This window comes from Streptomyces sp. NPDC026673 (assembly GCF_040638135.1).
In the GTDB taxonomy this organism is placed as follows: domain Bacteria; phylum Actinomycetota; class Actinomycetes; order Streptomycetales; family Streptomycetaceae; genus Actinacidiphila.
The window spans coordinates 225,674-244,530 of record NZ_JBEZXR010000003.1; the positions used below are offsets into that span (position 1 = coordinate 225,674).

The 18,857-nt window shown below is 71.9% G+C and carries 21 protein-coding genes; 7 read left to right on the forward strand and 14 right to left on the reverse strand.

Annotated elements, in window-relative coordinates; translation table 11 throughout:
• Nucleotides 1-78: 78 nt before the first annotated feature.
• The gene (locus AB0F62_RS04075; RefSeq protein WP_361791888.1) at nt 79-453 is read left to right on the forward strand and encodes a metalloregulator ArsR/SmtB family transcription factor; all 375 of its coding nucleotides are present in this window, start codon (nt 79-81) and stop codon (nt 451-453) included.
• 34 nt (nt 454-487) lie between these two features.
• On the opposite strand, the gene AB0F62_RS04080 is transcribed toward AB0F62_RS04075, so the two are convergent.
• The 10 genes from AB0F62_RS04080 to AB0F62_RS04125 all read right to left on the reverse strand — a co-directional run bounded on the left by AB0F62_RS04080 (nt 488) and on the right by AB0F62_RS04125 (nt 8,388).
• The gene (locus tag AB0F62_RS04080; protein WP_361791890.1) at nt 488-640 is read right to left on the reverse strand and encodes a DUF6126 family protein; all 153 of its coding nucleotides are present in this window, start codon (nt 638-640) and stop codon (nt 488-490) included.
• Nucleotides 637-1,011, reverse strand: coding sequence for a metalloregulator ArsR/SmtB family transcription factor (locus tag AB0F62_RS04085; RefSeq protein WP_361791892.1), 375 nt, complete (start codon nt 1,009-1,011; stop codon nt 637-639). The genes AB0F62_RS04080 and AB0F62_RS04085 overlap by 4 nt, the downstream gene beginning before the upstream one ends.
• Before the next feature lie 192 nt (nt 1,012-1,203).
• Complete coding sequence (locus AB0F62_RS04090) at nt 1,204-1,341, reverse strand: hypothetical protein (RefSeq protein ID WP_361792046.1); 138 nt, start codon at nt 1,339-1,341, stop codon at nt 1,204-1,206.
• A 42-nt stretch (nt 1,342-1,383) separates the two neighbouring features.
• Nucleotides 1,384-1,950 carry a hypothetical protein gene (locus tag AB0F62_RS04095; RefSeq protein WP_361791894.1) on the reverse strand — a complete coding sequence of 189 codons (567 nt, stop codon included), beginning with the start codon at nt 1,948-1,950 and terminating at the stop codon, nt 1,384-1,386.
• Between the two features lie 217 nt (nt 1,951-2,167).
• On the reverse strand, nt 2,168-2,824 hold the full coding sequence (locus AB0F62_RS04100; protein ID WP_361791896.1) for a fasciclin domain-containing protein: 657 nt from the start codon (nt 2,822-2,824) through the stop codon (nt 2,168-2,170).
• A gap of 106 nt (nt 2,825-2,930) precedes the next feature.
• The gene (locus AB0F62_RS04105; protein WP_361791898.1) at nt 2,931-4,520 is read right to left on the reverse strand and encodes a molybdopterin-dependent oxidoreductase; all 1,590 of its coding nucleotides are present in this window, start codon (nt 4,518-4,520) and stop codon (nt 2,931-2,933) included.
• 136 nt (nt 4,521-4,656) lie between these two features.
• Entirely contained in the window at nt 4,657-6,111 is a 1,455-nt protein-coding gene (locus tag AB0F62_RS04110; protein ID WP_361791900.1) for a glycosyltransferase 87 family protein, read from the reverse strand.
• Nucleotides 6,108-6,971, reverse strand: a complete 864-nt coding sequence (locus AB0F62_RS04115; RefSeq protein WP_361791902.1) for a methyltransferase domain-containing protein — start codon at nt 6,969-6,971, stop codon at nt 6,108-6,110. Before AB0F62_RS04115 ends, AB0F62_RS04110 begins: the two co-directional genes overlap by 4 nt.
• Nucleotides 6,968-7,660, reverse strand: a complete 693-nt coding sequence (locus AB0F62_RS04120) for a DUF2064 domain-containing protein (RefSeq protein ID WP_361791904.1) — start codon at nt 7,658-7,660, stop codon at nt 6,968-6,970. Before AB0F62_RS04120 ends, AB0F62_RS04115 begins: the two co-directional genes overlap by 4 nt.
• Nucleotides 7,657-8,388 (reverse strand): glycosyltransferase family 2 protein, encoded by a 732-nt coding sequence (locus AB0F62_RS04125; RefSeq protein WP_361791906.1) that lies wholly within the window; start codon nt 8,386-8,388, stop codon nt 7,657-7,659. Before AB0F62_RS04125 ends, AB0F62_RS04120 begins: the two co-directional genes overlap by 4 nt.
• A 114-nt stretch (nt 8,389-8,502) precedes the next feature.
• Between AB0F62_RS04125 and AB0F62_RS04130 the strand changes: the two genes are divergently transcribed.
• Together AB0F62_RS04130 and AB0F62_RS04135 are read left to right on the forward strand one after the other, a co-directional pair.
• Nucleotides 8,503-9,222: a response regulator transcription factor gene (locus AB0F62_RS04130; RefSeq protein WP_361791908.1), complete on the forward strand. Its 720-nt coding sequence runs from the start codon at nt 8,503-8,505 to the stop codon at nt 9,220-9,222.
• Nucleotides 9,212-10,324, forward strand: coding sequence for a HAMP domain-containing sensor histidine kinase (locus AB0F62_RS04135; RefSeq protein ID WP_361791910.1), 1,113 nt, complete (start codon nt 9,212-9,214; stop codon nt 10,322-10,324). The genes AB0F62_RS04130 and AB0F62_RS04135 overlap by 11 nt, the downstream gene beginning before the upstream one ends.
• A gap of 85 nt (nt 10,325-10,409) precedes the next feature.
• On the opposite strand, the gene AB0F62_RS04140 is transcribed toward AB0F62_RS04135, so the two are convergent.
• The 3 genes from AB0F62_RS04140 to AB0F62_RS04150 all read right to left on the reverse strand — a co-directional run bounded on the left by AB0F62_RS04140 (nt 10,410) and on the right by AB0F62_RS04150 (nt 13,126).
• Nucleotides 10,410-11,462 carry an NAD-dependent epimerase/dehydratase family protein gene (locus tag AB0F62_RS04140; protein WP_361791912.1) on the reverse strand — a complete coding sequence of 351 codons (1,053 nt, stop codon included), beginning with the start codon at nt 11,460-11,462 and terminating at the stop codon, nt 10,410-10,412.
• A 120-nt stretch (nt 11,463-11,582) separates the two neighbouring features.
• Complete coding sequence (locus AB0F62_RS04145; RefSeq protein ID WP_361791914.1) at nt 11,583-11,984, reverse strand: hypothetical protein; 402 nt, start codon at nt 11,982-11,984, stop codon at nt 11,583-11,585.
• Nucleotides 11,981-13,126: a molybdopterin-dependent oxidoreductase gene (locus AB0F62_RS04150; protein ID WP_361791916.1), complete on the reverse strand. Its 1,146-nt coding sequence runs from the start codon at nt 13,124-13,126 to the stop codon at nt 11,981-11,983. The genes AB0F62_RS04145 and AB0F62_RS04150 overlap by 4 nt, the downstream gene beginning before the upstream one ends.
• Before the next feature lie 473 nt (nt 13,127-13,599).
• Here AB0F62_RS04150 and AB0F62_RS04155 point away from each other — a divergent pair, with 473 nt between their 5' ends.
• From AB0F62_RS04155 to AB0F62_RS04170, 4 genes are all read left to right on the forward strand, one after another.
• Nucleotides 13,600-14,895, forward strand: coding sequence for a molybdopterin-dependent oxidoreductase (locus AB0F62_RS04155; protein ID WP_361792037.1), 1,296 nt, complete (start codon nt 13,600-13,602; stop codon nt 14,893-14,895).
• On the forward strand, nt 14,892-15,401 hold the full coding sequence (locus tag AB0F62_RS04160; protein WP_361792039.1) for a hypothetical protein: 510 nt from the start codon (nt 14,892-14,894) through the stop codon (nt 15,399-15,401). The genes AB0F62_RS04155 and AB0F62_RS04160 overlap by 4 nt, the downstream gene beginning before the upstream one ends.
• Nucleotides 15,402-15,867: 466 nt before the next feature.
• On the forward strand, nt 15,868-16,125 hold the full coding sequence (locus AB0F62_RS04165; RefSeq protein ID WP_361791918.1) for a hypothetical protein: 258 nt from the start codon (nt 15,868-15,870) through the stop codon (nt 16,123-16,125).
• 115 nt (nt 16,126-16,240) lie between these two features.
• Nucleotides 16,241-16,375 carry a hypothetical protein gene (locus AB0F62_RS04170; RefSeq protein WP_361791920.1) on the forward strand — a complete coding sequence of 45 codons (135 nt, stop codon included), beginning with the start codon at nt 16,241-16,243 and terminating at the stop codon, nt 16,373-16,375.
• A 306-nt stretch (nt 16,376-16,681) separates the two neighbouring features.
• Here AB0F62_RS04170 and AB0F62_RS04175 read toward each other — a convergent pair whose 3' ends face one another.
• Nucleotides 16,682-18,274, reverse strand: coding sequence for an ABC transporter substrate-binding protein (locus tag AB0F62_RS04175; RefSeq protein WP_361791922.1), 1,593 nt, complete (start codon nt 18,272-18,274; stop codon nt 16,682-16,684).
• Between the last annotated feature and the right edge of the window lie 583 nt (nt 18,275-18,857).

The following is an 18,857-nucleotide window of genomic DNA, read 5'->3' on the forward strand; positions in this document are numbered from 1 at the left end:
CAGCGGCATCGTCCGCGGCCACAGCGGCCGGCCGGCGCCGGGAAACGGTCATCGATGCGGGACGGGAGCGATCACGCGATGCAGGTACCCCTGTACCAGGCCAAGGCGGAGTTCTTCCGCATGCTCGGACACCCGGTGCGCATCCGGGTCCTGGAACTCCTGCAGGACGGACCCAGGCCGGTGCGGGACCTGCTGACCGAGATCGAGATCGAACCCTCGAGCCTGTCCCAGCAGCTGGCCGTGCTCCGCCGCTCCGGCATCGTGGTGTCGATACGCGAGGGCTCCACCGTCAGTTACGCCCTCGCCGGAGGGGATGTCGCCGAACTGCTGCGGGCCGCGCGCCGCATCCTGACCGAACTCCTCGCCGGACAGCGCGAACTGCTCGCCGAGCTCCGTCAGGCCGACAGCCCTCACACACGCCCGGTGGAGCACGCCGTCCATCCCGCCGGCTGAGCGTGCCCGAGGACGACGGGGCGGTGCGGCCGGCTCACTTCGGGGCGTGCTGCCCAAGGTAGAAGAGCAGGGTGATGAAGCCCGCGATGAAGTGCGTGACGAACACGTAGACGAGCACACGCAGGAGCACGGCCCGCTGCTTGTACCTCTCCGTTCCCCCGCCGGCGCTGCCGGTGCCGGCGTTCACGCCGCGTTGCCCTTCGTCCCCGACCCGGACGTCGTGGAATCCGTCTCGGTCTGCTGGAGCTCGGCGAGCAGATCCTGCTGACCGGTCAGCAGTTCGGTCAGGATGCGGCGCGCGGCCCGCAGCAGTTCGGCGACGTCGCCTCCGGCCAGCGAGTACACCACCGTGGAACCGCTCCGTTCGGCGGTCACGATGCCGGAGCGGCGGAGCACGGCCAGCTGCTGGGACAGGCTCGACGGTTCGATCTCGATCTCGGTCAGCAGGTCCCGCACCGGCCTGGGTCCGTCCTGCAGGAGTTCCAGGACCCGGATGCGCACCGGGTGTCCGAGCATGCGGAAGAACTCCGCCTTGGCCTGGTAGAGCGGCACCTGCACGCGAACCACCCCACCCTTTGAAGAGGCTTGTAAATTGAAGAACTCTTCAAGAGTAGTCGACGCCGGGCGGACCACACACCCGGATGCGCCCCGCAAACATGTCAGGGGCCCGGCGCAGGTCGCGGGCGGGCACCCGCTGCCCGCCTCTCGGCCGAGACGCCGCAGCCGTCGACGATGCCGCTCCGGCCGGGATCACGCCCCTGTGGTCGAACCCGGACGGACGATCATCAGGATGACGACGACCGCCCACAGGACGTTGAAGATGCCGGTGAGCATGGTCTCCGCCCGTGCCTGCCGCCACTGCGCACGCCTTCCTTCCGCGTGACCCATCAGCGTCCTGTACGCACTCCCCGGACGGCGCGGCGTCGGCTCTCAACCGACGAGCGTCTCGAAGCCCGAGTCTTCGCAGTAGGACACCACGCGCCGCTCGGCCCCCGTGTCGCCGCCGACGGCTGCGGCGGTGTCGATGAGGATGTGGCTGCCGTCGCGATCCAGACCCTCACGATCCAGTACCTTCGCGGCCGCGACAGCCCCATGCCCGGACACCTCGACTTCGTCGGACCCGGCCGACCGGCCGCCTTCACCGCCCTCCCCACCTACGTCGTCGGCGTCGTCGGCGGCCTCGGCAAGAGCCCTGCCGGCGTCCTGCCACGCCCCCAACTCCGTGCAGTACCTCCGCTGCCACTCCATGGCCCGGGCCGGCTCAGCGGACGAGCAACCACTGATCAGACCGGCGACGACAACGACGGCGGCTGCCGTCCGCACGACTCCTCGGACGACCTCGCGGCCGTACTCCCGATGATGCTGCACGCACACCCTCCCCGAAGCGACAAGCCCCACAGTATGGATCACCGGAGCGACATCGAACAGCACTCCGCAGCCGCCACGGGTGCCCATGGCCACGTCGTGGCGTGCGGCCTTTGCCGCTGCGTGGTTCACCACGGCGATCGGGTCGGTCCTGACACCTCCCTCGCACCGCTCAACTCACGGCTGCTCCACGCCGGTGAGGTGGCCGAGTGCCGACCGAAGCGAAGCAGGGCACCGGGGAAGGTGTGTGCGGACCCCTGGACGCACACAGCCGTTGTCCTTCCCCGGGCCCGGTCTTCGGTGTCCCCCCGGGCCGGCCGGCATCGTGACCGGCCCGGGGCGGGGCCGGCTACTTCGGCATCAGGACGGTGTCGACGATGTAGACGGTGGCGTTGGCGGTGGAGACGTTTCCGCACACCACGCGCGAGGTGTCGTTGACGGTGTAGTTCTCACCGGTGCCGGAGGTGGTGACCTTGCCCTTCTCCAGGGTGTCAAAGGAGCCGTTCTCCAGTTGGGCGGGTGTGATCTTCTGCCCGACGACGTGGTAGGTGAGGATCTTGGTGAGGGTGGCCTTGTCGCCGAGAACCTTGTCGAGGTCGGCCTTGGGGATCTTCGCGAAGGCATCATTGGTGGGTGCGAAGACGGTGATGCCCTGTGCGTTGTTCAGGGTGTCCACCAGGCCGGCCTTCTTCACGGCCGCCACCAGTGTGGACAGCACCGGGTTGTTGGACGCGGCCGTCGCCACGGGGTCCTTGGCCATTCCGTCGAAGCTGCCGGCGCCGTCCTCGGGTACCGCCGAACACGCGGTGCCGAAGGGCTTGTCCATGGCCATCGGGTCGCCGGGGTCCTGGCTTGCGGAGCCGTCGTCGGCGGGGGTGGACGGTGCCGAGGTGGACGAGGCGTTGTCCTTCCCGTCGGTACCGCATGCGGTCAGCGCGAGCGGCAGGACGGTAGCAGCGGTCACTGCGATGGCGGCACGACGAAGGCGCAGGGTGTTCGTGTTCATCAGGTTTCTCCTCGGTTGTCTTCTGCTGCTGGGAAGTACCGGCCCGACGGGCCGACGGGCCGACGGGCCGACGGGTCTGGAGGGGCAGGCGTCGGCGGCCACTTGGTCAGTCCACGGTGACCACCACCGAATGCCGTCCGCTGGCCCCGTTGGGGCTGGTGCGGGCACGCCGGGCGGTCTGGACCCGGCCGGTGCCGTCGGTGGCGCGGACGGTCAGGGTGTGGGGTCCCGGCACGGCCTTCCAGGACCAGGACCACAGGCGCCAGGTGTCGGGGCCGGCCTGGGCGGCGAGGTCCGCGTCCTGCCAGGGTCCGTCGTCGACCCGTATTTCGACGCGGTCGACGCCCCGGTGCTGTGCCCAGGCGACGCCCGCGACGATCACCGTCCCGGCCTTGGGGCGGGCGAACGGCTTGGGTGTGTCGATGCGGGCCTGGGTCTTGACGGGGGCCGCACGCGCCCAGTTGCGCCTCACCCAGTACGGGTCGTAGGCGTCGAAGGTGGTCAGTTCGAGGTCCTGGATCCACTTGCAGGCCGAGACGTATCCGTAGAGGCCGGGAACGACCATGCGCACCGGGAAGCCGTGCTCCAGCGGTAGCGGTTCACCGTTCATGCCGACCGCGAGCATCGCGTCACGGCCGTCCATGACGTCCTCCACCGGGGTCCCGATGGTCATGCCGTCGACCGACCGGGACACCAGCTGATCCGCCGGACCGCCCCGCGACGGCGGCCGCACACCCGCCTCGCGCAGCAGGTCGCGCAGACGCACCCCGATCCACCGGGCATTGCCGACGTACGGCCCGCCGACCTCGTTGGAGACGCAGGTCAGCGTGATGTCCCGCTCGATGAGCTCACGCCGCAGCAGGTCCCGGAAGGTCAGGTCCACAGGCGCCGAGACCCCCTTCCCGTGGACACGCAGCCGCCACCGTGTGGCGTCGACCTTCGGCACCACCAATGCGGTGTCCACCCGGTAGAAGTCCTTGTTGGACGTGACGAAGGGACTGACGGCGGGGATGCGCAGTGCCGCCCCGCGCGGCACCGGGGGCGCAGGCGAGGCGGGCACCGGCAGGGTGACGGCCGCGCGGGACGCCGCCGCCTCCTCGCCGGCGGACGAAGCCAGACGGCGCCCGAGCGCACCGGCGGCGGTGGAGGCGGCGGCAGCGGCAGCCGCGGCCGTCAGGAAACCACGCCGGTCCCACGCGGGAGCCCCCGTCGCGTCCGGCGCGGAGCCGGATGAGCGGGTCAGGCGCCCGGTGAGGACGTACATCACCGACCCCCCGGCCACCGCTCCCGCCAAAGACGGCAGCGCATCGACCACACCGGTGGCGTCCGGCCGATTCACGGCTGCCACCGCACCGACGGTGCCGAACAGCAGGACGCCGATCGCTGCCGCCCACCGGTGCCGGAGGCCGAGCAATCCCAGGCCCACGGCCAGGGCGCCCAGGACGAGAAGGATGCCCACCTGCAGTACGAGCTTGTCGTCGGTGCCGAATGACCGGATCGCCCAGTCCTTCACCACGGCAGGCGTACGGTCGATCGCCGCCCCGCCCACCGCGAGCACCGGCCCGGCCTGCGGCCGCACCATCCCGGCGACCACCTCCGCCGCCGCGAGTGCGGCGAACGCGGTCAACAGACCGGACACCGCGCCCAGTCCGCCGCGTGTCAGTCGCTGCTTGCCGAAGATCCTCACGTGATGCATTCGCCACCAGGGCGGCCCCAGATTGGTGTATCACCCAATCGAGTGAAGATCCCGCGCCGGCTCTCCTGGCCGAGACACGTCTGTCAGGGGACGCCTTCGGGCTCGTCGAGATGGTCCGGCACGAGGTCGAGCCACGTCAGACGGGCGACCGACGCCTGCCAGGAAGCCGCCGTGCCCGGGCGGCCCGCAGCAAGGACCCGACCGCGACGCACACGGCGGCCGCGCCGTACGCCCATGTCTGGAGCGGGACGCCCGGCAGCAGGCCGCCTCCGAGGTAGAGGACGGTGCCCGCGAGGGTGACGGTGAGCCATTCCCAGCGGCCGTCGAGCGCGACGAGGCCGACGACGAGCAGTGAGTACCAGGGGTAGTTGGGCGAGACCAGCAGCAGGGCCGTACCGGTCAGCAGCAGGGCGCCGCACCAGGGGCGGGCCGGGTCACCGCGCCACCATACGTACAGGGCCGCCAGTGCGAGCAGCGCGAGGGCGGTCACTCCCGCGGCGGTGTCCGGGAGCAGCAGGCGCAGCAGGGCGAAGCGGCGCACGTCGCCGGATTCGTAGCCCTCCTCCTGGAGGTAGCCGGGCAGGTAGCCCAGGACGCCTTTGCCGGAGGCGGCGACGTACGGCAGGTAGGCGAGCGCGATCACGGCGGCCGTCGCCGACACGGTGCGCAGGATGCGGGCCGGACTGCGCTCCCCGGACAGTGCTCCGGGCAGCGTGAGCAGAGGCAGCAGTTTCACCGCGACGGCGGCTCCGAGCAGCCCTCCACGACGGGCTCCCGCAGTGGCGGTGCCGAGGGCGAGCACGGTGAGCAGGACACCGAGGGTGTCGATGTGGGCGTTGTTGACCGCTTCGAAGGGGACGGCCGGGCACCACGCCCACAGGGCGGTGCGGGCCGGTGCCCGACGCGGCTCGCCGCGCCGCCGCAGCACCGCGAGCAGGGCGACGGCGGTGCCGAACGCCAGCACGGCTCCACCGACTTGGAGCGGCTTGTGGCGGCTGTCGGACGGGGAGAGGACGTGGACGGTGGCGAACCAGCCTTCCGCGACGGGCGGGTAGATGGTGGGGACGGCGGGTCGGTTGATGCGGGTGCACAGGCCGCTGTCCGCCCGGGTCAGCCCCCGGCTCCGACAGGAACCGCCGGCGGGGAACAGCCAGTCGTCGCGGAGCCCGGTCAGTTCCGGTGCGGCCGGGGGGTGGGCGTACGGGGAGATCCCGGCGGCCTGGACGCGGCCGTCCCAGGCGTAGCGGTACATGTCGGTGCTGGTGCGGGGTGGTGCGGCGAGCCCGGCCAGCGCCACGGCGGCCGCGCCGGCGAGGACCAGTGCGGTGGCGGCGCGCGCCGGGACCTTGCGAACCGCCCATGCCGCGGCGGCGAACAGCGTCCAGGCGACGGCGTATCCGGCGAGCACGCGGCCGGGGTCGCTCTGGCTGTCTCCCGCGCGCAGGGTGCCGATGACGACGGCGGTCAGCACGGCGAGGAGGACCGCGACGGCGAGGGTGCGACCACGGGCCGGTGTGCGGCTCACGGATGCCCCGGCCCGGCCGGACGGCGGCCGCGGGGACTGATGCTGTGCGGCGGCTGTGTCTCTCATACGTGTTCGGGCCTTCCGGTGGCCGTGGGGTGCTGGTCGCGGTGTCCGTGCCACGGGCGGTGCAGTTCCACGAACGGTCGGCCTGCGGCGGTCCACCGGCCGGCCGGAATCCAGCCCGTTGCCTCGGCGGTGTCCAGCAGCGCGGTGCCGCCGAGGCGGGCCCACGGAAAGGGGCGGCCGTGCCGGCCCTGGTCGTCCTCGACCCGGACGGTGAGGCGCTCGTCCTCGTCGTGCGGCGCGGCCTCTGCCAGAAGGCGTCCACCGGGCGCGACCAGGGTGCGCAGGCGGGTGAGGAGGGCCTGCGGGTCGCCGCCGATGCCGACGTTGCCGTCCATCAGCAGGACGGTGCCCCAGCGGCCCTCCCCGGGCAGGCGGTCGAAGACGGACCGACGCACGGCTGCGCCTCCGAGGTGCCGGGTCCGGGCCACCGCGGCCGGGCTGACGTCCACGCCCAGTGCCCGTGAGCCCTGGGCGGAAAGGGCCGCAACCAGCCGTCCCGGGCCGCACCCCACGTCGAGGACGGGGCCGGTGCAGCGGTTCAGGACGGTGGTGTCGGCGGTGTCGGGAGCGGCACACCAGCGCTCGATGTCCAGCGGCAGCAACTCCCCATCCGCCGCGGGGCTGTCCGGCGGGGCCGGCGGTGACAGGCGGCGCAGGAAGAGCGGGCCCCGACCGGTGCGCAGGGCGTGGGCGTACGGGTCGTCCGTCCATGGCTCGCCCGGCTGCGCCGGACCCTGCTGTTCGGCGGGACGCGCCGGTGCGGGGAAACCGGCGGAATGGGCTCGGGGGTTCCATCGGGCGGCGGTCCGCGGCCTTCGCTCGGCGAGGGCGGGATCCGAGCCGCCTGCCGTGCCGCTCAACGGCTCGCCCGCGCGAGCGAGTTCAGCGTGGTGGCGAAGCACGAGCCGGGCGGGCAGCAGGCGGCGACCGCAGCGGCGTCGGCGGCGGTGTCCACGTCACGCAGTACCGGCAGGTCGCTCACGCTGAGCCCCGCCTCGACGAGTCGTCTCCGCTGCGTCGCGCCGGTGCGGTCGGTGGACATCGGCACGCCGCGTACGAGCTCCGGGGCGAGCCCTGGATCGGCGAGACCCAGCGCCCAGAAGCCGCCGTCCGCGGCCGGCCCGAACCAGGCGTCGTGGCCGCCGTGTCCGGCCTCCGACAGGAGGTCCACGGTCAGCTGCGGGGTGTCCATCCCGACCAGGAGGGCCGGCCCGCGGTCGCAGCCCACGAAGGCGGCCGCGATCCGCTCGTCGAGGCCGCCGGTTTCCTGGCGCACGACATCGAAGCCGGGCGGCAGCCAGGGACCGGGGGCACCGTCGAGGACGAGGACGCGGCGCCGGGCGGGGGCCCTGAGCACCGTGTGCAGTGTGTCGGCGAGGGCGGCCTCCGCGAGCGCGGCCGCCTCCCGGGGTGTGTAGGGAGGGGTGAGCCGTGTCTTGACCCGCCCCGGCACGGGTTCCTTGGCGATGACCAGCAGCGTGACCGGCGTCGAGGCCGCGGTCGAGGCCGGTGTCGTGACCGGCGTCGAGGCCGGGTGGCGGGGGCTCATCGTTCCGTTCCCCGGGCGGCGGTCGCCGCGGGCACCGGGCCGGCGGCGGGGGGTTCGGCGAGAACGGCACGCATGTCCCGTACTGCCTGCCAGGTCCCGCGCCATGTGCCGGTGACCTTGGAGCGGCCCGTGCGCGGCCGGTACGGCACGTCCGTCTCCTCCACGCGCCAGCCCGCGTCGGCGGCGCGGACCACCGTCTGCAGCGGGTAGCCGGAGCGACGGTCGGTCAGATCCAGGGCGAGCAGCGGCTCGCGCCGGGCGGCGCGCATCGGCCCCAGGTCGTGGAGGCGCAGGCCGGTACGCCGGCGGACCAGCCGGGCCAGCTCCAGGTTGGCCAGCCGGGCGTGCAGGGGCCAGGCGCGGCGCGTGACGGGCCTGCGGCGGCCGAGGACGAGGTCGGCCGCGCCGTCGAGGACGGGGCCGGCGACGGCGGGCAGCAGCGCGGGGTCGAGGGAGGCGTCGCAGTCGCAGAAGCAGACGACGTCGGCCGTCGCGGCGGTGAGGCCCGCGTGACAGGCGGCGCCGAAACCGCGCCGCGGTTCGTGGACCACGTGCGCCCCGAGGGCACGGGCGATGTCGGCCGAGCCGTCGGTGGAGCCGTTGTCGACGACGATCGCGCGCCAGCCCGCGGGGATGCGGGCCAGCACCCACGGCAGGGCCTGGGCCTCGTCGAGGCAGGGCAGCACCACGTCCACCGGAGCGGAAGGGGAGGAGGATGTCTCGATCACCCCACTCACCCTACGGAGACAAAAGACCCAAAAGGGATCCAGCCGTCTTACGGATCGCTGACGTCCGCCCCCGCTCCCACCGTCGGCCGAAGGCCGGGTGCCAGACTCGACGGCGTGAGACACGTACTCGTCGTGGACGACGACGCCACCGTCACCGAGGTCGTCGTCGGCTACCTGAACCGGGCGGGCTTCGACGTCGGCGTGGCCTCCGACGGTCCCACCGCCGTCGCCCTGGCCGCCGTCCGGGCCCCCGACCTGGTCGTCCTGGACCTGATGCTGCCCGGCATGGACGGCCTCGAGGTCTGCCGCCGCATCCGCGGCAACGGACCGATCCCCGTGATCATGCTGACGGCGCGCGGCGACGAGGAGGACCGCGTCCTCGGCCTCGAGGTCGGCGCCGACGACTACGTCACCAAGCCCTTCAGCCCCCGCGAACTCGTGCTCAGGGTGGAATCGGTGCTGCGCCGTACGGGAGATCAGGCCGCCCGGACCGCCGCGGCCGGATCCGGGCTGCGTGCCGGCCCGCTCGTCCTGGACCCCGGCGCCCGCCGTGTCGCCCGCGACGGCACCGAACTCTCCCTGACGATCCGCGAGTTCGACCTGCTGGAGTTCTTCCTGCGCAATCCCGGGCGGGCCGCGAGCCGGGAGGAGCTGATGCGCCGGGTGTGGGGCTGGGAGTTCGGCGACCTGTCGACCGTCACCGTCCACGTCCGGCGGCTGCGCGAGAAGATCGAGGACGACCCGGCACATCCCCGCCTGATCAGCACCGTCTGGGGCGTGGGCTACCGGTTCGATTCCCCGACCACGGACGAGGGAGCCCCCGATGGTGCATGACACCCTCCTCATCGTGGCCTACGCGGCCATCGGCGCCGCCGTCGCCGGGCTGCTCGGCACCGGCGTGCTGCGGCTGCTGCGCAACCGCTCGGTCGCACTGTCCCTGGCGGTGGTCGCCGCCGTCACGGTCGCGGCGATGCTCGGCGGGACCATGCTGGTGTCCTGGGCCATGTTCCTGTCGGATCACGACCTGTGGGTCGTGACGATGGTCTGCTCCATCGCGGCCGTCGTCTCACTCGGGGTGGCGCTCACGCTCGGCCGCGGCGTCGTCCAGGGCAGCCGGGCGCTGGCCGAGGCCACCCGTGCCCTCGGCGACGGCGGCCGTTTCGTCCCGCCCGCCGCCGCGCCCACCGCCGAACTCGCCGAACTCGGCCGTGAACTGGCCGCCACCAGCGCGAAGCTCGCCGCGTCCAGGGAGCGGGAGAGGGCTCTGGAGGAATCCCGGCGCGAGCTGGTCGCCTGGATCTCCCATGATCTGCGCACCCCACTCGCCGGACTCCAGGCCATGACCGAGGCCCTGGAGGACGGCATGGTCGACGACCCGAGCGTCTACCACGCCCGCATCCGCACGGAAGTCGAACGCATGACCGGCATGGTCGGCGACCTCTTCGAACTCTCCCGCATCCAGGCCGGCGTCCTCACCCTGAACACCACCCGCATGTCGGTCTACGACCTCGTCGGCGACGCGCTCACGGGCGCCGCCGCCCTGGCCGAGGAGCACGGCGTGCGGATCGTCGGCGACGGGGTCGAGCCGGTCCCGGTCGAGGTCGACGGCCGCGAGATGTCCCGGGTGCTGGCCAATCTGCTCGTCAACGCGATCCACCGGACTCCGGCCGACGGCACGATCGCGGTCTCCGCCCGCCGGGAGGCGAACAGCGTCGTCGTATCGGTGACCGACGGCTGCGGCGGCATCCCGGCGGAGGACCTGCCCCGTGTCTTCGACACCGGCTGGCGCGGTACCGACGCACGCACCCCGCCCGCCGGAGCGGGTCTGGGCCTGGCGATCGTGCGAGGGATCGTGGAGGCCCACAAGGGCCGGACGGCGGTACGCAACGTCCCCGGCGGTTGCCGCTTCGAGGTCCGCCTGCCCGCCGCCGCCTGACGGGCCCGAGGGGTACCGGACCCGCCCGAATACCGGCCGGACCCGCCCCGTCGGGGAAGCGGGTCCGGCCCGGCCGGTCCTCGGGTCAGTCGTTTCGCAGCGGAGCCGTCGCGAACTCCGCCATTCCCTCCGCGAACACGACCCGCGGCTTCCAGCCCAGTTCCTCGCGCAGCCTGCGCGAAGAGGCGGTGATGTGGCGGACGTCGCCGAGCCGGTACTCCCCCGTGACCACCGGCGCCCGCGTGCCGTGCGCCCCGGCCAGGGCGGCGGCCATCTCCCCCACCGTGTGCGGCTCCCCGCTGCCGACGTTGTACGCCCTCGCGGTCCCCTCCGGCACGCCGGGCAGACCGTCCAGGGCCGCGAGGTTGGCCCCGGCCACGTCCCGTACGTGGACGAAGTCACGCCGCTGGCCACCGTCCTCGAACACGCGTGGCGCCTGACCGCGCTCCAGCGCGGACCGGAACAGCGAGGCGACGCCGGCGTACGGGGTGTCACGCGGCATCCCGGGCCCGTACACGTTGTGGTACCGCAGCGCGATCACCCGCCCGCCCACCGCGCGCGCCCACGCGGAGGCGAGGTGCTCCTGCGCCAGCTTGGTGGCGGCGTAGACGTTGCGGGGGTCGAGCGGGGCGTCCTCGGCCACCAGGCCGGACTCCAGCGGCGCGTCGCACGTCGGGCACGGCGGTTCGAAGCGCCCAGCCCGCAGGTCGGCCACCTTGCGAGGACCCGGCCCGACGAGACCGTGCGACGGGCACTCGTAGCGCCCCTCGCCGTAGACCACCATCGAACTCGCCAGCAGCAAAGACCCCACTCCCGCCTCGGCCATACCGGCCAGGAGCACCGCGGTGCCGAGATCGTTGCAGCCCACGTAGGCGGGCGCGTCGCCGAAGTCCTTGCCGAGGCCCACCATCGCGGCCTGATGGCAGACGGCGTCCACGCCCCGCAGGGCCTGCGACACCGCCGCCGCGTCGCGGACGTCCGCGTGCCTCCAGTCCACGCCGTCGGGGACCGGCGGGGGCGTACGGTGCGCGGCGGGCAGCAGCGCGTCGAGCACGCGCACCTCGTGCCCGGCGCCGGTGAGCGCGGTGACGACGTGCGAGCCGATGAAGCCCGCACCTCCGGTGACCAGGATCAACATGCCACGACCGTACGGCGGCCGGCCCGGCCGGCGACCGTACGACGCCGACACGTCAGCGGTTCGTAAGGCCCTGGGCCGCGAGCGACAGGGCCTGCCCCGATGCGGACGGACCGGCGAACGTCACCGCCGACGCCTGCGGCGGATGCCCCGCGCGGCCGCCACGGCGGCCGTGAGCACCGCCACCGCCACCAGCGCGATCAGCCAGTTGCGCGGGTAGTCCAGCGGCAGAACCGAAGGGTTGGCCGGCTTCCCCGGACGCAGCATCACCGGCAGCGCCACCGCCGTCACAGCGCCTCCGACCAGCAACGCCCCGCGGACGGCCCCGCGCACGCTCCCGCGAACCAGCAGCGACCCGATGAGCAGCACCAGCGGCGCGATCAGCGCATCGTGCAGCACCACCGCGCCGCCGAGCCAGAGCAGGACACCCGCCAGGTCACCCGCTCCCAGCAGCAGCCGGACACCCACTCCCGCCAGCACCAGGCCCACCGCGCCCGTGAGCCGCCGCGCCACGCTCACCCTCACGCCAGTACCTCCAGCCGGCCGACCCACTTGGTCTGCAGCACACCGGGACGGTTCGGGGCGATGAGACGCACGGGGTAGCCGTGGTCGGGCGTGAGCTCCTCGCCGTTGAGGCGCAGGGCGAGCAGGGTGAGCGGGTCGCGGGCGTACTCGTGCCCCATCTCGGACACCCGGTAGCCGCCGCGCGTCTGCAGGGACACCACCCGTACCCGGGCGTCGGTCGGGGCTCCGGCGAGGTCCAGGAGGTCCCTCACCCGTACCCCCGTCCAGTGGGCCGTCTTGCTCCAGCCCTCCACACAGGCGATCGGCAACTCCGCCTCGTACTGGGGCAGGCCGCGGAGCTCGTCCAGGGTCAGCGTGCGGGACCGCGGCCCGGCGACCGTCAGACGGTAGCGATCGGCCGCGATCGGCCCGACCCCGGCCTCGGTGGCGGTGCGGTTGACGGGCAGGCCGTTCGGGCCGTGGTCCGGATGGCGTGGCGCCAGCAGGACGAGGCCCTTCAGCGGGGTGAAGGACTGGCCCACCGTGGTCACGGTGACGGCACCGACCGCCGCCGCCACCGCGGCGAGCAGCGAACGCCGGTCGGGCCCGTCCTCCTCGGGCAGGGCCAGGGTTCCCGGCGACCGCCGACTCCAGTGGGCCCGGATCGCCGGGGCCTTGACGGCAAGGTGCAGCAGGATCGAGCCGGCGACCAGCCAGGCCACCGCGAAGTGCACCGGTACGAAGGAGAACGGCCACGGATACCACTGCGCGGTGTTCAGCAGGCCGGTGACGACTTCGAGGACGGCCGCCGCCACCAGCACGGCCACCGACAACCGCTCCAGTGCGTGCCGCACCGACCGTACCGGCGGCCAGGCGAACAACCGCGGATACACCGTCCACAACTTCGCCAGCAGCAGCGGCACCGCCGCGACACCCGAGGCGACGTGCAGCCCCTGCGTCAGCCGGTAACCCCACACCGGGCGGCTCGGCAGAGCACCGACCGCCCACCCAGGCGGATGCTGCAGCACATGGCTGATCAGGCCGGTGACGAAGCACACCACGAAGGCGAGTCCGAGCCACCGTCCGATCGAGGTCGCCGTGCGGGCATCATGCAGCCTGCCCTTGAACGCCGGCGGAAACAAGCGCGATCTCATGCCTTCCATCACAGCCGTCGCAAGGCCGTCGCGGAACACCCGAACCCCTTACGGAACCAGGACGTTCACGGGCCCGCGGCGACCTGCCGTCGCAGCCCCGGGCCCCGGCCCGCCGCACCGCGCGGAGCCCGGTTCCCGCGGCGGTCCCCTCCTCCGGACCGCCGTCGACCGTGAACACCTGCCCCGGACCGCCCTCCGCAAGGAAGCTCCCCCGCATCCGTTCGGGTGCTCTGTGAACGGACGCCCCGGTATGTCTCACGGCACCCGCGGCGCCCTGACACCAGGCTGCTGTCCTCGGGCCCCGCACGAACCAGCCGGACCGCCGCGGCCCGATCCTGTCCCGGAAGCGGCCTGGTGGCGGAGAGTCAGTCTTGAGCGACAGCGGACAGCGCCCGGATCCCGGTCCCGCCCATGGCGCGGGCGAGAGCGAGGAGCCCTCGCGGCGCAGCCTCAGGGAGATCGCCGACGGCGCGGCCGCGCGCGTGAGCAGGGCGACCCGGCGGGTCCGGGCAGCCCCCGCACCGCCGGGGCCCTTCAGGCCCGAGTTCTGGCGCAGCCCGATCCGGGGACCCTGGCTGACGTCGGTGTTCGGACTCGTACTGCTCCTCGGCATCCCCGTGCTGTTCGTGACGGGCGCCCTGTCGTACGCGGCGTACAACCCGGACCTGGGCCCGCTCAACGATCAGACTCCGGGCAAGGGGCTGCTGGGGTTCTATCTCTTCGACTGGCCCACCCGCCCCCACTGGCTCTACCGGCTGACCCAGGGCGTCCACGTGACGCTCGGAGTGGTCCTGGTGCCGGTGGTGCTGGCCAAACTCTGGTCGGTCATCCCGAAACTGTTCGCGTGGCCGCCGCTGCGATCGACCGCTCAGGCGCTCGAGCGCCTGTCGCTCGTCCTGCTGGTGGGCGGGGTCGTCTTCGAGTTCGTGACCGGGATCTTCAACGTCCAGCTCTTCTACGTCTTCCCCGGCTCCTTCTACGCTCTGCACTTCTACGGCGCCTGGGTGTTCATCGCCGCGTTCGCCGTCCATGTGATCCTCAGACTCGGCCGGATGACGCGGGCCCTGGGCAGCCGGGATCCGTTCCGGGAACTGCGCACCGGCGTATCGGGCACGCGTCCCGAACCTCCGGACCCCGACGGCCTGGTGCCGGTCGCTCCGGCGGCCGCCACCATGAGCCGGCGGGGCGCCGTGGGCATGGTCGGCGCCGGATCGCTGCTCCTGCTCGTGGTCACCGCGGGCCAGAGCATCGGCGGACGGTGGCGCGGTACCGCGCTGCTCGCCCCGCACGATCGCGATCCGGGCAGCGGCCCGAGCGGCTTCCAGATCAACAAGACGGCCGCGTCCGTCGGCGTCACCGCGGCGCTCGTCGGGCCCTCCTGGCGACTGGAGATCCACGGCGGCGGACCGCCCCTGGTCCTCACCCGCGAACAGTTGACGGCGATGCCACATCATGCCGCCGCCCTGCCGATCGCCTGCGTGGAAGGCTGGTCGACCGCGGACCAGCAGTGGGAGGGACTGCGACTCGCCGACCTCGCCGCCCTGAGCGGTCTGCGCACGGCGGGAAGCGTCCTGGTCGAATCCGTCCAGCCCTCCGGCCCCTACCGCTCCGTCCTGCTCCGCGGCAACCAGATCCACGACCCACGGGCACTCCTCGCCCTGCGGGTCAACGGAGCGGACCTGTCCATGGACCACGGGTTTCCGGCCCGCGTCATCGTGCCGGCGAATCCCGGCGTCAACAACACCAAGTGGGTCCACCGGCTCACGTTCAGGACCTGACCGTGACCCGCCGCCTGCGCTGGTACGGCGCGAGTCCCCTGCATCTGCTCGCCCTCGTCTGCTCCTCGGCCGTCGCCGCCTACGCCTGTGTGCGGCTGTTCGCCGATCAGCCCATCGCGGTGGCGGTCTGGCTCGTGGGGGCGGCGGTCCTGCACGACCTCATCCTGCTGCCGCTGTACTCGCTGGCCGACCTCTCGGCTCGCCATGTCCTGCGCCACCGCGCCCGCGTGATGCCGACGCCGGCATGGATCAACTACCTGCGCGTGCCCGCCTTCCTGTCCGGCGTGCTGCTCCTGGTCTGGTTCCCCCTCATCCTCCGCCTTTCGCGCCCCTACGCGGGTGCCACAGGACTCACCGACGCGGTCTATCTCGGCCGGTACCTGGCCATCACCGCGCTGCTCTTCGGCGGATCGGCCGTGCTCTTCGCCGTCAAACTCCGCCGGATCCGGCACGCGATCCGGGACGAAGCGGAGCCGTCCCCACCCGGGCACAAGCCCCGTCCGTGAACACGCCCCGCGCCCTCCCGCCCCTCGCCTTCCCGACCCGCACCCGCCGGTGCTCCGCCCGGACGAACTGCCGTTCTTCCCGGGATTGATGCCTGGCCGAACCGCGATCGCCGACCGTCGCGACGGATACCCGGCTGCCGGGCCGGCCCCGGCGGCCCCTGTCCAGACGGGGGCCCCATCGGCCGGCCGAAATGAACGCGTGAAGACTGCCGAAATCCGGCAGTGACCCGGCGATGCACCCCGTGACAGCATCGCGATGTCTTCGAGAGATGGGCAGGCGGACGGGGCGGGGAGGCGGACGGAAACACCGAGGGACCGGCTTGATCGCGCCCGCGGGCCCGGCAGACGCTCGCACCTACCCGGGCAGGGCCGGGCTCGCATCAGCGGGTCCTCGGCACAGGCGCTGCCGTGATGGGACGTCGGGCCCACCCGCGCCCGAACGCCCTCCAGGTGAAGGGAGGAAAGCATGCATGATGGAGCCGGAGGCACCTCCTTGGCCGTGGGCCTCGGCGTCCTGGGCGGAGTGCAGATCGTCAACATCGGACTGGCCGTGGAACTCGGCATCATCGCCGCCTTGGGCGGACTTGGAGGCCTGGTCCGGTGTCTCCTCTTCGGGGACTACGGACACTGGCTGGTCCACACCGCCGCAGTCGTGGCCGCGACAACAGGAGTCGTCATGAGCTTCGCGCTTCCGGTGGGGTATCTGCCCTGGCTGCACGCCTGACGCGAAGCGGAGGCGCTTCGGTGACGGGCTGGGGAGGCTCGGCTTCGCTGAGTTGCGGGGTTGGTGGTTCGCTGCGGGCATGAGGCCGGAGGAAACAGCAGCGTGTCGTGGTCGGTTGGAGGAGTTCACCGGGGAGGTGTTCGCGCCGTCGGCGCGTGCTGACCGGCGGGTCAAGGGCGGTCTGTATCTGCGCGATGTACTACTGGTGGGCCTGGAGCAGGATTCGCTTCGCAGGCCGCGCGACCAGTGAGCAAGGTGCGGCGGACTCCGCGGTGACGCTCCTCGCGGACCAGTAAGGCCGGGGATCGTCACCTCGGTGGGGGCCTCGGGCGGTACCGCGGCAGCCGCCACCGGTGATGCGGCCCACCGGCGTATCGGCCCGTGGGGCCGGGCCTGCATCAGGCCCGGCCCCACCGCCGCGGACTGCCGTTGAGTGGGCGCGGAGGAGTCAAGCCATTCCGCCGCGCTGAGTGCGACCTCCATCCCGATGGAAGCGAGTGAGGTACGCACCATCGTCAGGACTCCCCCCGTCCCGACGTTCAGGTGTGGCCGCTCGTCACCTGGACGCGCCTCGCGCGAGCTCCCAGAACAGGGTCGAGGACGAGAAGTTCAGCGCCCACTCCGTTCCGGTGACCCCCTCACGGGCGGCCACGTACTGCTTCTCCTGGTACAGGGGGATCACCGGCAGATCCTCGGCGAGGATCTCCTGCATGCGAAGGAAGGTCTTCTCCGCCGCTCGACGGTCGGCCGACTCACGGGTCCTCGGCAGCAACCGCGGCTTGATCTGGTCGTCCTTGTAGTTGAGATCGAGGAAACCCTCGGCGAAGAACGGAGCGATGTAGTTGTCGGCGTCGGGGAAGTCGGGCAGCCAGCCGAGCGAGTACATCGCCCATTTGCCGGAGGCGACGCCGGGCTGGAACGTGTCCCACGGCACGCCGTGCAGATCCACGTCGAACAGTCCGCTGTCGTTGAGCTGCTTGGCCAGGTGTTCCGCCTCCGCCTTGTTCGGGGAGGACGGCCTGTCGGTGGGGTAGGTGAAGGAGAGCTTGACCGGCGTCCGAATGCCCGCGTCGGCCAGTGTCCGGGCTGCCTTCTCGTGGTCGTCGTTGTTGTAACGGTTGAAGTAGGCGTTGCTGTGGCCGGGGATCCCGGTACCGACGACACCGAACAGCGGATCAGCGGTGCGGCTCAGCACGTCACGGATGAGGGCGCCGCGGTCGACGACGCGGGCGATGGCCTCGCGGACCGCGGGCGACTTCACCGACGGGTCCTCGACATTGAAGAACAGATAACGAGTCGCCGCGCCGATGGTGCCGGTCAGCTCGACTCCGGGCACCGAACCCTTTCGGATCTCGGTGATCTGCTCGGGGGTGAGGGTGCGGGTGACAACGTCCACGTCACCGTCCGCGAGTGCCTGCTTCAGCTTCTCGGCGTCGGCGAAGAAGCGCAGTTCGACCTTGTCGTTGTTCCGCTTGAAGGTTCCCTTGTATCCCGTATTGGCGCTGAATACCGCCTTTTCCTTGGTCCAGGAATCAAGCTTGTAGGGACCGGACCCCACGATATCGAAGCCGTCGTGCGGCTTCGAGGGCTCGTAGACCTTGCTGTCGACGATCGCCGCGGCCGGGGTGGCGAGCTTGAAGGGGAACGTGGCGTCCGAGCCCTTGAGATGGAAGACGACAGTCTTGTCGTCCGGTGTCTCGACGATGTCGACGTTCGCCAGAAGGCTGTGCGGGCCGAAGTCGCTCTTGATCTTCAGAAGGCGGTCGACCGAGAACTTCACGTCCCGGGCAGTGAGTGCGTCCCCATTGGAAAAGGTCAGACCGTCGCGCAGGGTGCAGCGGTAGACACGGGACTTGGCGTCGGAGAACCCGCAGGTCTTGGCCGCGTCGGGCTGCGGCCGAGTGGAGCCGCGCGAGTAACTGAGCAACATCTGGAAGGTGTTGTTGAAGATGGTCCAGCTCGCGCCGTCATAGCCGGTCGCCGGGTCCACCGGTGACGAAAAGTCTTTGGAGACCGCGAAGCGGTCGGTTGTGCCGATGACGATGACACCATCCTCGCCACCGGCGGATCCGTCCACGCCGCCGCATCCCGAAAGCGCGGGAATCGCGAGGCACAACACAGCGGGCAGCACGAACAGCTCGCTCTTCACTACGTCGTCTCCTTCGGGCCACCGACCACGGTGGCCACGCATGACCCGAACACGCCACAAGCGACGTCAGTTCGGGGGCGGTACTCTGATTGTCTTGCGAATCGGTGAACAAATATCGCTGTCGCACCCCATGCGTCAGCGATCACGCTCTGCGTAATCCACCGAACCACCCCCAAAAGGGGCATTCCTTTGCCTTGCGCATCTCAATCACCGTCCTTTCAGGCATCATTCGAGCGTCGGGCGACGCACGCGAATGTCGGACCTCGGGCACCCCACTTGATCCCCCGTCAGCACCATCGCCGACAAGATCACACCGTGCAGACAACGTAGGTGGCGAGAGTGTGACACTCCCGCCACGCCATCCATGAGCGTCGGACGGCTGATGCTGAGCCATCGGGTTCTCCAGGCGGTGGCCCGACCACGATCACCGCGTTCCGGCGCCCCCGCGGCTGTCGGCCCGAGAGCCTGGTGCCACGAGGACCTGGGGGGCCTGTCCAGGCGATCATGTGACTACTCGTCGCTCGGGTCGTTGACGTGGACCCGGGGCGGGGCGATCCGAAGGACGCGGCCTGGGAACGGCTGC

Excerpts from the sequence above, each read along its gene's own strand:
- AB0F62_RS04100 (WP_361791896.1), bottom strand. The coding sequence starts at position 2,824 with ATGAACACGAACACCCTGCGCCTTCGTCGTGCCGCCATCGCAGTGACC.
- AB0F62_RS04120 (WP_361791904.1), bottom strand. The coding sequence starts at position 7,660 with ATGAGCCCCCGCCACCCGGCCTCGACGCCGGTCACGACACCGGCCTCG.
- AB0F62_RS04105 (WP_361791898.1), bottom strand. The coding sequence starts at position 4,520 with ATGCATCACGTGAGGATCTTCGGCAAGCAGCGACTGACACGCGGCGGA.
- AB0F62_RS04090 (WP_361792046.1), bottom strand. The coding sequence starts at position 1,341 with ATGGGTCACGCGGAAGGAAGGCGTGCGCAGTGGCGGCAGGCACGGGCG.
- AB0F62_RS04110 (WP_361791900.1), bottom strand. The coding sequence starts at position 6,111 with ATGAGAGACACAGCCGCCGCACAGCATCAGTCCCCGCGGCCGCCGTCC.
- AB0F62_RS04140 (WP_361791912.1), bottom strand. The coding sequence starts at position 11,462 with ATGTTGATCCTGGTCACCGGAGGTGCGGGCTTCATCGGCTCGCACGTC.
- AB0F62_RS04075 (WP_361791888.1), top strand. The coding sequence starts at position 79 with ATGCAGGTACCCCTGTACCAGGCCAAGGCGGAGTTCTTCCGCATGCTC.
- AB0F62_RS04165 (WP_361791918.1), top strand. The coding sequence starts at position 15,868 with ATGCATGATGGAGCCGGAGGCACCTCCTTGGCCGTGGGCCTCGGCGTC.
- AB0F62_RS04135 (WP_361791910.1), top strand. The coding sequence starts at position 9,212 with ATGGTGCATGACACCCTCCTCATCGTGGCCTACGCGGCCATCGGCGCC.
- AB0F62_RS04150 (WP_361791916.1), bottom strand. The coding sequence starts at position 13,126 with ATGGAAGGCATGAGATCGCGCTTGTTTCCGCCGGCGTTCAAGGGCAGG.